Origin of the sequence: Desulfovibrio sp. ZJ200 (genome assembly GCF_011039095.1) — a bacterium.
Taxonomy (GTDB): domain Bacteria; phylum Desulfobacterota; class Desulfovibrionia; order Desulfovibrionales; family Desulfovibrionaceae; genus Desulfovibrio.
The window spans coordinates 1-12,949 of sequence record NZ_JAAKEH010000064.1 but is presented as its reverse complement, the minus strand read 5'-3'; the positions used below and the strand labels follow the sequence as shown (position 1 = coordinate 12,949).

General features: G+C 58.8%; 12 protein-coding genes and 1 pseudogene. 8 read left to right on the top strand and 5 right to left on the bottom strand.

The features are described 5' to 3' along the window. The 3 genes and pseudogenes from G7Y52_RS13320 to G7Y52_RS15405 form a co-directional block, all read left to right on the top strand. A partial coding sequence (locus G7Y52_RS13320) for a transposase (RefSeq protein ID WP_206215311.1) occupies window positions 1-235 on the top strand: 235 nt, incomplete at its 5' end. A 75-nt stretch (window positions 236-310) separates the two neighbouring features. Continuing rightward, entirely contained in the window at window positions 311-1,759 is a 1,449-nt protein-coding gene (locus G7Y52_RS13315) for a hypothetical protein (RefSeq protein ID WP_206215310.1), read from the top strand. Between the two features lie 69 nt (window positions 1,760-1,828). After that, window positions 1,829-2,129 (top strand): annotated as a pseudogene (locus G7Y52_RS15405) (helix-turn-helix domain-containing protein); the annotation flags it as partial. A 141-nt stretch (window positions 2,130-2,270) separates the two neighbouring features. Here G7Y52_RS15405 and secF read toward each other — a convergent pair. The 4 genes from secF to G7Y52_RS13290 form a co-directional block, all read right to left on the bottom strand. Then, window positions 2,271-3,371, bottom strand: a complete 1,101-nt coding sequence (gene secF, locus G7Y52_RS13305; RefSeq protein WP_165072690.1) for a protein translocase subunit SecF — start codon at window positions 3,369-3,371, stop codon at window positions 2,271-2,273. Between the two features lie 132 nt (window positions 3,372-3,503). Beyond that, window positions 3,504-5,084 (bottom strand): protein translocase subunit SecD, encoded by a 1,581-nt coding sequence (gene secD / locus G7Y52_RS13300; protein WP_165072687.1) that lies wholly within the window; start codon window positions 5,082-5,084, stop codon window positions 3,504-3,506. A 507-nt stretch (window positions 5,085-5,591) separates the two neighbouring features. Further along, a complete protein-coding gene (yajC, locus tag G7Y52_RS13295) occupies window positions 5,592-5,948 on the bottom strand; it encodes a preprotein translocase subunit YajC (RefSeq protein WP_241159759.1) in 357 nt (118 codons plus the stop codon). 112 nt (window positions 5,949-6,060) lie between these two features. Continuing rightward, the gene (locus tag G7Y52_RS13290) at window positions 6,061-6,849 is read right to left on the bottom strand and encodes an alpha/beta fold hydrolase (RefSeq protein ID WP_165072685.1); all 789 of its coding nucleotides are present in this window, start codon (window positions 6,847-6,849) and stop codon (window positions 6,061-6,063) included. Window positions 6,850-7,048: 199 nt separating this feature from the next. Here G7Y52_RS13290 and G7Y52_RS13285 point away from each other — a divergent pair, with 199 nt between their 5' ends. The 5 genes from G7Y52_RS13285 (at window position 7,049) to G7Y52_RS13265 (ending at window position 12,404) form a co-directional block, all read left to right on the top strand. Further along, complete coding sequence (locus G7Y52_RS13285) at window positions 7,049-8,407, top strand: amidohydrolase (protein ID WP_165072683.1); 1,359 nt, start codon at window positions 7,049-7,051, stop codon at window positions 8,405-8,407. A gap of 130 nt (window positions 8,408-8,537) precedes the next feature. Continuing rightward, window positions 8,538-8,801, top strand: coding sequence for a PxxKW family cysteine-rich protein (locus G7Y52_RS13280; protein WP_165072681.1), 264 nt, complete (start codon window positions 8,538-8,540; stop codon window positions 8,799-8,801). A gap of 192 nt (window positions 8,802-8,993) precedes the next feature. Continuing rightward, window positions 8,994-10,232: a M20 family metallo-hydrolase gene (locus tag G7Y52_RS13275; RefSeq protein WP_165072679.1), complete on the top strand. Its 1,239-nt coding sequence runs from the start codon at window positions 8,994-8,996 to the stop codon at window positions 10,230-10,232. Beyond that, window positions 10,225-12,120 carry a tRNA uridine-5-carboxymethylaminomethyl(34) synthesis enzyme MnmG gene (gene mnmG / locus G7Y52_RS13270; protein ID WP_165072677.1) on the top strand — a complete coding sequence of 632 codons (1,896 nt, stop codon included), beginning with the start codon at window positions 10,225-10,227 and terminating at the stop codon, window positions 12,118-12,120. The genes G7Y52_RS13275 and mnmG overlap by 8 nt, the downstream gene beginning before the upstream one ends. A gap of 47 nt (window positions 12,121-12,167) precedes the next feature. Beyond that, a complete protein-coding gene (locus tag G7Y52_RS13265) occupies window positions 12,168-12,404 on the top strand; it encodes a hypothetical protein (RefSeq protein WP_165072675.1) in 237 nt (78 codons plus the stop codon). On the opposite strand, the gene G7Y52_RS13260 is transcribed toward G7Y52_RS13265, so the two are convergent. Continuing rightward, a partial coding sequence (locus tag G7Y52_RS13260) for a hypothetical protein (protein ID WP_206215309.1) occupies window positions 12,396-12,949 on the bottom strand: 554 nt, incomplete at its 5' end. The two genes, G7Y52_RS13265 and G7Y52_RS13260, sit on opposite strands and share 9 nt — an antisense overlap.

Genomic DNA, 12,949 nt, shown 5'->3' with positions numbered 1-12,949 from the left:
AAAAACAGCCCAAAAGTTGATAACGGAAAAAGGCTGCAAGTATATTTTCCTTCCAGAATACAGCCCGGATTTAAATCCCATTGAAAAGATGTGGAGCAAAGTGAAACAATTACTTCGGGGTATGAAAGCAAAAACATGTGATGAACTGTACAAATCCATTGGAAAAGCATTAAGTTGTATCACACAAAAAGACGCTGAAGGATGGTTTAAATCCTGTGGCTATGTAAAAAGTTAAAAGCAAAATGCTCTAAGCAAATTATATGCCGGACATCTTATTAAGAGAATAATTATGCAATTTACAAAATTCCTCTTGGATAACTATCTGAAGACGGAAGAGGGGAAGGAGGCATTACATTTTTTTGAAAATTTTCCCAAATATGTTATTTCCGGTGACCCTAATAATACTATAAAAAAGTTTATTAATAATTTATTAATTATCCCTCTTGCAAAAGAGTGGTTTGATTTTACTCAATCTATTAACCCAGTTGTGTATAAAAATTTTGAAGAATTTTCAGAAGATGTAATAAATATTTTTCACCAAACTCTACTAGAAGATAATATCACATTTCGTGATATTGTTGAGAATATACCAAATTTATCAATTACTTTGTATGCAGAATCTCAACAATTTGCTTTTCCTTACCTTTACCCCGTTCATTTTTTCCGCCTCCAAGAAATATGTGATGTTTTCGGAATCGTCCTGCCGCAACTACCAAATAAAACAAAATATGAAGACAAGTGTTTATATTATATAAAATTATGTAAAGTATTTTATGAATTCCGTTGCCACTATCAATTATCTCCACCGCAACTTTGTGTGTTTCTCTATAGTTTTGCGCAGCATTTTCTCTCCAAGCCTCTAGTTGATGAAATCCCAAGTCCATTAAAATCCTATCTGGTAGGCGCAAACTCTAGCATAGATCACGAGTCACTCCATACTACAACTGACTCTATCCACTATTGGCAAGGAAACATTGAAACAAAAAGAGGGGATATCATCTTAATGTATGAATTAGCCCCATATAGCCACATAAGTGGTATATGGAGAGCTATTACCCCAGGTTATAATGACCCTTTCAGATACTATCCTGGCGTAATTTGGATTGGCCACCCCACAGTTATCCCACCTGTTTCACTTGACGAGTTGAAAGCCGACCCTGTCTGGTCGCAAAAAGGTTTGGTTAAAGCCAACATGCAAGGCGTGGCAGGACGGCCTTGCTCACGGGAAGAATACTCAGCGCTGCTCTCCATTATAAGACAAAAACACTTTGACACATCCTTGCTCCCCACTCTCCCACAATCGGTGTCTAACATTAATCTCCCCTTGTCCTGCGAACGCGATGTAGAAAAGCACCTCTTAGAACCGTTTCTAAGACTCCTTGGACTCACTGAAAAGGATTGGCTCTGTCAGATGCCTCTTCGCATGGGGAGAGGAATCCGCTACTACCCGGACTATGTTATTCATCCTGATACTAAACGGGGTGACGAAAAAGGCGCTGTCATCTGTGAGGCTAAATTTAGGATTCCCAATGAAAAGCAACTTAAAGAAGATTTTTTTCAAGCAAAATCCTATGCAAGACGTCTTAGTTGTCGAGGACTTATTTTAGTAAGTTGCGAAGGCATTTGGCTATCTCTTGCCCAAGATGACTATGATTTTGAAAAATTACAGTTCTTTGACTGGGATGCGCTGAACAATTCGGATATATTACATTTGGTAAAAACAAAATTTGATAAGTTATTAACGAAGAATCTTAATTAGTTTTGAATGATGAATAATTAAAATATGTGATTCATAGATATCATTTCAATTTATCGATACGTTCCCTTGATGGAAAAAGAAGTCCGACAACGCCTTCAATGGGTAAAACTTTACGAAGAGTCAGGAGACGCCGGTTTTGTTTGTCGGCGCTGTGGAATCTCTCGCCCGACTTTGCGTAAATGGTGGAAACGCTATCAGGCACAAGGCATTCTGGGGCCAGAAGGATTCAAAGTGAGCTGAGGCGACTCCACGAGATTTCTCTCTCCGTTGCGTCATTCACAAGGTTCTTTGTCGCCATCAGGCAAAGCCTTTGGTGAGCTATCATCGAAAAAAAGGCGTTACACGTTACCAACGCTCGATTCCCGGTGAGCATTTTTTAATTGAAAATATTCATTTTCAATCACTCCGCCGCCATCATTTCACGTCCAGAACGCTGTCTGAACGCTCATTCGGCGCGGGCGTCCGCTCCCGCGGCCGCCAGAGCGGTTGCCGTTTTCAACAGCAAACCGCTCTAGACGACGCCATGTTCCCCGGGACGTTCATAAGCTTCTTTTGCCTGAGCCCGGGCATAAAATTCGGTGTCTCCCAGGGCAAGCAAAATAGCCGAGGAAACGTAGATCGAGGACGCAGTGCCCACGAAGACGCCGATCAGCATGGTCAATGCAAAATCGTGGATAACCCCGCCACCGAGCAGAAAGAGCGAAAGCGTGGCCACAAAGGTGGTGCCGCTGGTTAAAATGGTGCGCGACAGAGTTTGATTGATGCTTTTGTTGATCAGATCGGCCATAGTCAGATCGGGAGCCGCGCGCAGATTCTCGCGCAAGCGGTCGTAAACAATGATCGTGTCGTTGAGCGAGTAGCCCACAAGGGTGAGCAAGGCAGCCATGACGTTGAGATCAATTTCCACATTCAGGATCGAAAGCAGGCCCGCGGTGATGAAAACGTCGTGCAGCAGCCCGACCACTGCGCCCAGGGCGAAATTGAGCCTGAGGAAAAAGCAGACCACCAGCGTGATTGCCAGCGCCAGCAGCACCAGCCACCCCATGCCAAGGCCCGTGAAACCAAGCACATACATGCCGCCCCAGAGAGCCGCGGCCATGATCGCGCCGGCCATCCAGCGCTGTTCAAAACGCCCGGAAATATACACGGCGATCAGCAATGTGGCGTAGTACAGCGCGGCCAATGCCTTGTTGGTCAGATCATCGCCCACTTTGGGCCCCACCACTTCCAAACGCTGGATCTCAGCCGGATTATCCGGGAATGCCGCGGCCAGAGTATTGATCACATTGGTGCGCAAGGCCGAGGCGTCCGCGTTTTCCACGCTGGAAAAACGCAGCAGGTAGTCGCGCCCGCCCTCGCCGAAGCGCTGGGTGGCAATGCCGGGCAAGGCAGGAATATCCAGGCTCTTTTTCAGAGCCTGATCATCCACGGGCTGGTCGAACTGCACCTGCACAATGACGCCGCCGGCAAAGTCAATGCCCATCTTGAGCCCGTTGCCCCAGAACGCCGAGGCCAGCCCGGCCAGCAACAGCACCGTGGAGAGAGCATAGGCCCAATGCCGTTTGCCGATGAAATCTATGTGCGTGTCATGCTTGATGAATGCGAAAGCCATGCGTGCCTCCCGAACCGACGTCCGGAAATATATGTGTTCTCAAAGTCGCCCGCCGCAGGAACGGCCTGGCGCAACGCTGCCCGCGGCAGGGAGCCGGTCCGGCCGCGGGCCGCGCGCCGGTTAAAACCAGCGTCAGATGCTCAGGCCTTTTTTGCCGCAATGGCGCGCCCATCCCTCAAAAATGGCCCGCGATACAAAAATGGCCGTAAACATGGAAGCAATGATGCCCAGGGAGAGCGTGACCGCAAAGCCGCGGATGGGCCCGGTGCCGAACTGGTATAAAATCACCGTGGCAATGATGGTCGTCAGATTGGAGTCGGTGATCGAAATGGCGGCGCGGTCAAAACCGGCCCGCACCGCGGCCAGCGGCGTGAGACCGTGGCGCAGTTCCTCCCGGATGCGCTCGTAAATCAGCACGTTGGCGTCCACGGCCATGCCGATGGTCAGCACTATGCCTGCAATGCCCGGCAGAGTCAGGGTAGCGCCGAAGGCTCCCATGCCTGCCATGACCATCAGCATGGTGAAGCAGAGCATCAGGTCGGCGATCAGCCCGCTGAGCCCGTAATACAGGGCCATGAAGAGCACCACGGCCGCCGCGCCCACCAGGGCCGCGCGAATGCCGCTGTCAATGGATTCCTGCCCGAGGGAGGGGCCCACGCTGCGCTCTTCAAGGACGGAAACCGGCGCGGGCAGCGAGCCTGCGCGCAGCACAATGGCCAGATCCTGAGCCTCGGCAGTGGTGAAATTGCCGGAAATGCTGGCCCGACCGCCGCCGATGCGTTCACGAATCACCGGTGCGGAGTAGACTTTGCCGTCCAGCACAATGGCCATGCGACGCCCCACGTTTTCCGTGGTGACGCGCTCAAAGATGCGCGCTCCCCGGGCATTGAAATTCAGCGTCACATACGACTTGTTCATGTTGTCAAAGGCGGGCCTCGCGTCGGCCACGTCCTCGCCCGTGAGCATGGCGTCCTTTTCCAGGGCGATCAGCTCTTCCTTCTGCGTGCCGCCGGGCGTTTTTTCAAGCAGAGGCAAGGCGATCACGCCTGTGGGCAGCACGGCCTTGCCCGGGTCTACGTCGTCACGCACAAGATGAAATTCCAAATGGGCCGTCTGGCCGATGATCTGCACGGCGCGGCGCGGATCGGAAATGCCGGGCAACTGCACCTGAATGCGGTTCCCGGCCTGCTTGCGGATGTCAGGCTCCGCCACGCCGAACTGATCGATGCGATTGCGGATGGTGCGCAGGGCCTGATCCAGGGCCAGGCTCTCCAGACGGTTCACCTCGACTTCGGTAAAGTGCGCCACATAGCGCAACTGCCCGGACTCCCCCCTTTGCGGCGTGCCCACATCCAGTTGGGGGAAGTGGCGTTTGAGGATTTCCTGGAGTTTCGCCTCGTTTTCAGCGCGCGGCAGAACAAATTCCAGGGCCGTGCCGCCCACCACGCGCGGGCGCAGCACGACGATCTTTTCATCCTGGGCCAGACGGCGCAGATCCTGCCCGGCCAGGGCCAGAGAGTTACTCACGGCTTTGGCCACATCCACACCGAGCGTGAGATGGATGCCGCCCTTCAGATCGAGACCGAGATTGATCCTGCTGGACGGCAGCACGCCTTCCAAAGCCTGCCCGATGCCGGGCAGGCTCGGCAGGGCGTAAACAAGGCACAACACAAACACCAAAACGGCTATGGACAAGCGCCAGCGCAGACCCATCGTACACCTTCCGAACAAAGGACTTGCCCGCGCGCCGCGCGGGCCTGAAAAAGAGCAAATTTCAAAACGCTTCGCTCCACGGCGCGCAGAGCGTGATTCCGGCCGCCCCCTTCAGGCGCTGCCCGTCTACGATCGTTACAAGCTGTGGCTTTCCTGGAAAAGGACCAAAGCCCTCCCTTGCGGATCAGGCGTGTAAAAACGCGCTTTGCCGTGCAAGCACGGGCCGCACCACCGCCGTAAGGTCATTTTCCCGACCGTGCGGGCTGCCTGCGGCTCTTGCTCCGCCAGCCCGGGCACTGCAAGCGCCCCTGCAAGCAGGGCCTGCAAAGCTGACCGGCGCATTGGCAGGCCACGCCTTGCAGGACATCCCGCCAAGAGAAAAACACCGGGCAGACTCGGAACGCGGCAAAAAAAGAGCGGCTTTGAGCCGAATTCCCGATGCCTGCCGCGGCAGCAAAGCCGCATGCCGGCAAGCTGCTCCGGGAAAGAGCGCGACCGGGCCCGCGCTTACTTCTTTTCTTCAGGTTTGAGATCCTTGCCGCCCCTGCCCGGCAGCAGGCCGCCGATCGCCGCGCGGGAAATGCGCAACTTGGCGTCGCCGCATTCCAGCATGACCTCTTCGTTGTCGATTTCAAGAATGCGACCGATCAAACCGCTGGAAGTCAGCACATGATCCCCGCGTTTCAGCTCGGAGAGCATTTGCTTGTGCGCCTTGGCGCGCTTCTGTTGGGGGCGGATCAGCAAAAACCAGAAAATAACGAACATCAAAATCAGCGGCAGGAACTGCATCAGCATATCCGTTCCGCTGGCCGGGGCTGCCCCGGCCTGGGGAGTGCCCATGGCAAAAGCTATGGATTCAAACAAGGCGCACCTCCATAAGGTGTGTGGATGAGGGCTCGCGGGGGAGCCTGCCGGCAGAAGCGGCAGCGCTCAGCCTTCCGTCGAAGACCGGGTTACTCAAAGTGACAACGTAACTCTATATCCTCTGGCGCGTAAAGTTGCAAGCCTTTGTGCCTGCCGCCACTTCCCGGGCAAAGGCCGCCGCAAGCGCCGCCACCCGCTCGCGGCTCTCCAGATGGGTGGTCGGCAAATGCCCGCCCCGGGGGCTGTTCACGCGCAAAAGGTGCAGCTCCGTAAGCGCCGAGCCGGTGTGCCGCGCCAGATACAGGGCATTATAAGGATGGCAGCTCCTGTCGCTGCGCAATTGCACAATGCAGAGCGGCGCGCGGATCAGGGGCAGACCGGCCCGAATGGCGGGCAGGGCGCGCTCGATTTCCAGAAAGTGACGCAGCGAGCAGATCCGCTCGTGCCCCTGCCAGGGGGCCACGGCGCGCGAGGCGGCATCGCGCGGGGGCAGACGCAGCGCCGGACGCAGCCGGGCCTGAAGCGGCAGAAAGAGAAGATGGCGATCCGCCAGAAAAAAGGGATGCCACTTGTGAAAAAACAGGGGCGTGGCCAGGGCCAGAATCCCGGCAGGCGGCGGCAGCTCCCCGCGCGCCGCGCCCACAGCCAGATCCAGAGCCAGAATGCCGCCCAGGGAATAGCCCGCCAGCAGCACGGGCGCCCGGGCGCGCAAGCGGACGTACTCGGCGCGGGCAAAGGCGCGCCACTGGGCGAAATCAGCGGCAAGATAGGCTTCTTCGGTGCTGCCGTGGCCCGGCAGCACCGGGGTATGCGCGGCAAAGCCCGCGGCCTCCAGCGCCTCGGCAGGCAGTCGCATTTCAAAGGGACTGCCCGCAATGCCGTGCAGCAGCAAACAATGCATCAGACCTCCGAAAAAGGAAATACCGGCTCGCGCGCTTGCGGCCCTGCAAAAAAACGCTGTGCGCAGGGCGGATCAGGCAGGGGGATCAGCGCAACAGGCCGCGCCTGTGCTCACGAAAAAACCGCGCTTGATTCCCGGCCGGCTTGGAGCTATGGCAAGAACTTCCGGCTCTTGCTTCTCTAAATTCCACGAGCTTCCCATGCCGCACTGTCACACGCTTGTTCATGCCGCCCTTATTCTGACCCAGGACCCCCAGCGCCGTATCCTGGAAAACGCTTCCCTGGCCATTGATCAGGGCCACGTCGCCGCCGCGGGGCCTCGCGACGAAATCCTTGCCGCCTGGGAAGCCGAACGCGAGCTCGATTTGGGCAACATGCTCGTTCTGCCGGGCCTCGTCAATGCCCACACCCACGCGGCCATGACCTTTCTGCGGGGCCTTGCCGACGACATGCCGCTCATGGACTGGCTCAAACGGCGCATTTTTCCCGTGGAGCAGCGGCTGACCCCGGAAATCGTGCGCCTGGGCAGCCTGATGGGCTATGCCGAAATGTTGCGCGCCGGCACTACGGCCTGCGTGGACATGTATCTTTTTGAAGAGGCGGTCTTTCAGGCCGCGCACACGGCCGGACTGCGCTGCCTGGGCGGCGAGGCGGTTTTCGCCTTCCCTTCGGCGGCCTGCGCCGGACCTTCCGAGGCTCTGGCCGCCACCCGCGCCCTGGCGGAAATGTACGCGGGCCACGAGCGTTTGCGCGTGGCCGTCAACCCCCACAGCGTCTACACCACCACGCCGGAAATTCTCAGGGATTGCCGGGCCCTGGCCGCGGAATGCAGCCTGCCCCTGCATATCCATCTCTCGGAAACCCGCGAGGAAACCAAAATCTGCCTCAAGGTCCACAACAAACGGCCTGTGGCGCTCTGCCGGGATCTGGGCCTGCTGGATCTGCCCTGCACCCTGGCCCATGCGGTTGACGTGGAGCCCGAGGAGCTGGATCTGCTGGCCGCCAGGGGCGCCGTGATCGCGCACAACCCCTCGTCCAACATGAAGCTGGCCTCGGGCGTTGCGCCGGTGCCTGCAATGCTCGCGCGGGGCCTTGCCGTGGGTCTGGGCACCGACGGGCCTGCCAGCAACAACCAATTGAACATGTTCAGCGAAATGGCGCGCGCGGCCCTGCTGCACAAACTGGCCGGGGGCGATCCCACACTGCTTCCCGCGGCAAGCGTGCTGGATATGGCCACCCTGGGCGGCGCGGCGGCCATGCACGATCCGCGCCTCGGCTCGCTGGCCGCAGGCCAGGCCGCGGACTGCATTGCCCTGGATCTTGCCGCCCCCAATCTCCAGCCCCTGTACAACGCCGCTTCGCAGGTGGTCTACGCGGCCACGGGCATGGAAGTCCGCATGACTATGGTGGCCGGAGAAATACTGTATCAGGACGGGCGCTATTCCCGTTTCGATTATGAAGGCCTCTGCCGGGAAATGAGCGCTGTGCGCCGTTTCGTGCGCCGCGCGGCCGGCCTGCCGGAAAAAGCGCCCGCCAGCCCGGACCCGGCAAGAGCCTGACCCCGCTCTTGACAGCCTGCGGCATTACACTATATTTATCCATCCCGATCAGCGCCGTGTGCCCGCTGACATCCCTTTGCATCATCAGTCAATAAGCGTGGTTCCGCGCTTCGAGCATGGAGGTTGTGTTATGAGTCCTCTGGAAAATGCCGCCAAAACCGCTGAAGGCGTTGTGGTCAACGGCTTTGTTGTTTCCCCGGTGGTGGAACAGTGCAGCGGCTGCGATCGCGTGCGCGAATTCGACGGGCAGGAATTCTGTTCCAGCTACCCGAGCCCTGCGCGCAAATGGGCCGGCGGCCGTTGCAATTTCGCCACCCACGTCAAGGCTCAGACAGCCGCCGCAGCCAAGGTGAACCCGTTGAAGGCGTCCAAGCGCGCCGCCAAAGGCCGCTAGTTCCAGCGCGTCTTTTCGCCGCCGGCTGCGGCAGACTTCTCATTTTGCTCCGGTCATGGACCAGAGAGTCCACTCCCGGCGCAAAATGTTCGCCTTTCTTGTCGGCAACGAAAATCCATCGCTGGAAAACATTTTTGGGAGAGGCTGCGCAAGCGGCCTCTTTTCTGATATTCACGACACGGCGGAAGCGCAATGCATCACGATCTGGACAAGCTGCTGGAGGGCCTTGCGCAACAGGGCGAGCGCGTTTTTGCCCTGCAGAGCGCGCTCACGGCCTGCAAGGCTCTGGGGCCGGACAACGGCGGTCCGGGCGAGTCGGAAAAAACCCGCCTGATCGCCGACTGGCTTGAAGACTGCGGCGTGACCGACCTTCTGCGCTTTGACGCGCCCGATCCGCGCGTGCCCGGCGGTTTGCGGCCCAATCTGGCCGCCCGTCTGCCCGGCGCGAGTTCCCGCACGCTCTGGCTTTTCGGCCACACAGACGTGGTGCCTCCGGGCGACCCGGCAGCCTGGCGCTCAGCCCCCTGGCAGGTCAGACGCGAGGGCGACATGCTCTACGGGCGCGGCGTGGAAGACAACCAACAGGCCCTGGTCAGCATGCTTGTGCTGGCCCGGGAGCTGCAACGACTGCGCCTCACGCCCGGGCTTGCCCTGGGTCTGGTTTTTATGGCCGACGAGGAGACAGGCAACCGCTACGGCATGGAATACCTGCTGGAGCACGCGACCGGGCTGTTCAGCCCGGAGGATCTCTTTATCGTGCCTGACGCGGGATCGCGCCGGGCCGACGCCATTGAGGTAGCCGAAAAATGCACGCTCTGGCTGAAAGTGCGGGTAAGCGGCGTGCAATGCCACGCCTCCACGCCGCACAAAGGCCGCAACGCCTTTCTGGCCGGGGCTGAAATGGCGCTGGCCTGCCACGCGCTGCACGAGGTCTTCCCGCAGGGCAATGCGCTTTTCAGCCCGCCCTGCTCCACCTTTGTGCCCAGCAAGCACGAGCCCAATGTGCCCGCGGTGAACATCGTGCCGGGCAGCGACGTGTTTTATGTGGATTGCCGCCTTGTGCCGGACGTCGATCCGCAAGACGTGCTGGCCCAGGCCCGGGCGCGGGCCGAGGAAGTGGCGCGGCGGCATGCCGTGAGCATTACCGTGGAGGAAGAGCGCTGCCAGCCGGCGTCGGCCACTCCCGCGGACAGCCCGGTGGTCAAAGCTCTGGAAAGCGCGGTGCAGGCCGTGTACGGGGTACGCGCGCGGCCAATGGGCATCGGCGGGGGCACCGTGGCCGCGCTGCTGCGGCAACATGGCCTGCCCGCGGCCGTGTGGAGCTGCATTGAAAATACCTGCCACCAGCCCAACGAGCGCAGTTCCGTCAGCGCAACGCTCAAAGACGCGCAGGTTTTCGCCCATATTCTCATGAGTTGCGACCATGCCTGACGCCGCTGTTGACTGCATTGTGGCGGGCGGCGGCCATGCCGGCTGCGAAGCGGCAATGGCTCTGGCCCGCCTGGGGCACAAGGTTCTGCTGATCACCGGCAATCTGGATCGCCTGGGGCACCTTTCCTGCAACCCGGCCATCGGCGGTCTGGCCAAGGGCCACATGGTGCGGGAAATCGACGCCCTGGGCGGCATGATGGGGCTTTGGGCCGATGCCGCGGGCATTCAGTTCCGCACGCTGAACATGAGCAAGGGCCCGGCCGTGCGCGCCACGCGCGCGCAAATCGACCGGGACGCCTACCAGCGAGCGCTGAAAAAATCGCTCTTTTCCACGCCCGGCCTGCGCGTCTGGCAGGATACCGTCACCCGGGTCAGTACCGGGCACGGCCGCGTCACCGGCGTGGAAACCGCCCAGGGGCTGCATTTTGCCGCGCGGCATGTGCTGCTGACCACAGGCACGTTTCTCAACGGGCGCATCCACATCGGCCTGACCAGCCTGCCCGGCGGCCGCCTGGGCGACGCTCCGGCCCTGGGCCTTTCCGAATGCCTGCGCGAGCTGGGCTTCAGCCTGGGCCGTCTGAAAACCGGCACAACGCCGCGCCTTTTGCGCGACTCCATTGATTTCTCCCGCCTGGAAGAGCAACAGGGCGACACCCCTCCGCCCGCCTTCAGTTTTCACGGGCCCGGCCCCGGCCTCCGGCAGGTGTCCTGCCACATTACCTGGACCAATGAGCGCGTGCACGGGATCATCCGGGACGGCTTTGACCGCTCGCCGCTCTTCACCGGTGTCATTGAAGGCACGGGCGCGCGCTATTGCCCTTCCATCGAAGACAAGGTGGCCCGCTTCCCCGAGCGCGAGCGGCATCAGGTTTTTCTGGAGCCCGAGGGCCTTGAGAGCGCCGAAGTCTACGCCAACGGCATTTCCACAAGCCTGCCCCTGGATGTGCAGGCGGCCATGCTCCGCCATATTCCCGGCCTGGAACAGGCGGTGATGGTCCGTCCGGGCTACGCCATCGAATATGACTACATAAATCCCATTCAACTGCTGCCCACCCTGGAAAGCAAAGCCGTGCCGGGCCTCTGGCTGGCAGGGCAGATCAACGGCACCTCCGGCTATGAGGAGGCCGCGGCCCAGGGCCTGTGGGCCGCCCTGAACATCTCCTGCCAGGAACGGGAGCTGCCGCCTTTTCTGCCGGGCCGCGAAACCGCGTACATGGCGGTGCTGGTGGACGATCTGGTGACCCTGGGAACTCTGGAGCCCTACCGGATGTTCACCTCCCGCGCCGAGCATCGTCTGCTGCTGCGCGAAGACAATGCGGACGCGCGCCTGACGCCTTTGGGACGCCGTCTGGGACTGGTGGATGATGAACATTGGCGGATCTTCCGGGAAAAAGAAAAAGCCGTGGCCGCGCTGAAACAAAGCCTTGCGCAAACGCGCGTTGCAACCGATAAGAAAGAAAATCCGCTCACGGATACGCTCCCTGCCGGGCGCACCCTGGAAGAACTGCTGCGCCGCCCGGACATGGATCTGGAGAGTATGACCGCGCTGCTTCCCGGGCTGGCCGCTGTGAGCGCTGCGGTGCGCGAGCGGGTGCAGACCGACATCAAGTACGCGGGTTACCTTGAACGGCAGCGCGAACTTGTCGCGCGCACGGCGGCACTGGAGGCAACAGCCTTGCCCCCGGATTTGGATTATGCCACTGTGGCCGGACTTTCCCGCGAAGTGGAAGAAAAACTCAGCCGGGTGCGGCCGCTCAATCTGGGACAGGCCGGGCGCATTTCCGGAGTGACTCCGGCAGCCGTGGGCTGCCTGGAAATACATCTGCACAAGCTCGGCCTGTTGCGCCCGGCACGGCGGCAACGCCCGCCGGAAACCGCTCTTTCATAACATTCTGTCGCGGGCGCCTTTCTGCACGTTTCTGCCCTGGTGGCCCCATGACGATGACTGAAGAATATATTCTGATCGTTATTGCGCTTTTTGTGGCGGTCTGCATCCTTCTTGTTTTTCCGCGCGCGAAGCTGCAACCTGCCAGGCAGGAAGCGCAAAAAAAGGCCGTCCTTCGCCGGATGCTTGAAAAAACGCGCGAAGGGCAAAAGCGCAACTTCATCCGCGTCACGCCGCGCAAGGATGCCGTTTACTTTTCCATGGTTGAGAAAGAAATTTCACGCTGAAAGTCCCTCACATGTTTTTATGAATAACCCAAAAACTATTAATAAAAACAAATAATTATCTTCATCATTTTTATCCCGGAAATCCGTTTTGGATAATGGACGGATAATCATCTTCCCTTTTGAGGGATTCGCCGTTATCATGCTTTCATGGACGACGTAACTACCCGAAAATACATAAAAACGAAGTTTGAAGGCGTTTTCTATCGCCTGTCTTCCAAGAAACGCAACCCCAAGACGGGAGAGCCGGATCGCATCTACTGTTTTTGCTATACCGATGCTCAGGGCAAGGGGCACTGGAAAACGGTCGGCAGACACAGTGAGGGTGTCCGGCCCGCATTGGCCAAACGTGAACGGGCAAAATTCATTGCCGAAATCGCCGATACCGGCATAGACCCCGCAGCCCGTGACAGGGTAACGGTCGGACAGCTCGTGGACGCCTACCTCATATGGGGCCGCAGTGAGGGGAAATACGTTGACCAGCACTACAGCCAGTATCGCGCCCACCTCAAAGCTAAAATCCACGATCTGCCTGTTTCCGACTTGAG

Coding starts and splice junctions, on each gene's coding strand:
- secF (WP_165072690.1), bottom strand. CDS start 3,371: ATGGCTTTCGCATTCATCAAGCATGACACGCACATAGATTTCATCGGC.
- secD (WP_165072687.1), bottom strand. CDS start 5,084: ATGGGTCTGCGCTGGCGCTTGTCCATAGCCGTTTTGGTGTTTGTGTTG.
- G7Y52_RS13290 (WP_165072685.1), bottom strand. CDS start 6,849: ATGCATTGTTTGCTGCTGCACGGCATTGCGGGCAGTCCCTTTGAAATG.
- G7Y52_RS13285 (WP_165072683.1), top strand. CDS start 7,049: ATGCCGCACTGTCACACGCTTGTTCATGCCGCCCTTATTCTGACCCAG.
- G7Y52_RS13280 (WP_165072681.1), top strand. CDS start 8,538: ATGAGTCCTCTGGAAAATGCCGCCAAAACCGCTGAAGGCGTTGTGGTC.
- G7Y52_RS13275 (WP_165072679.1), top strand. CDS start 8,994: ATGCATCACGATCTGGACAAGCTGCTGGAGGGCCTTGCGCAACAGGGC.
- mnmG (WP_165072677.1), top strand. CDS start 10,225: ATGCCTGACGCCGCTGTTGACTGCATTGTGGCGGGCGGCGGCCATGCC.
- G7Y52_RS13265 (WP_165072675.1), top strand. CDS start 12,168: ATGACGATGACTGAAGAATATATTCTGATCGTTATTGCGCTTTTTGTG.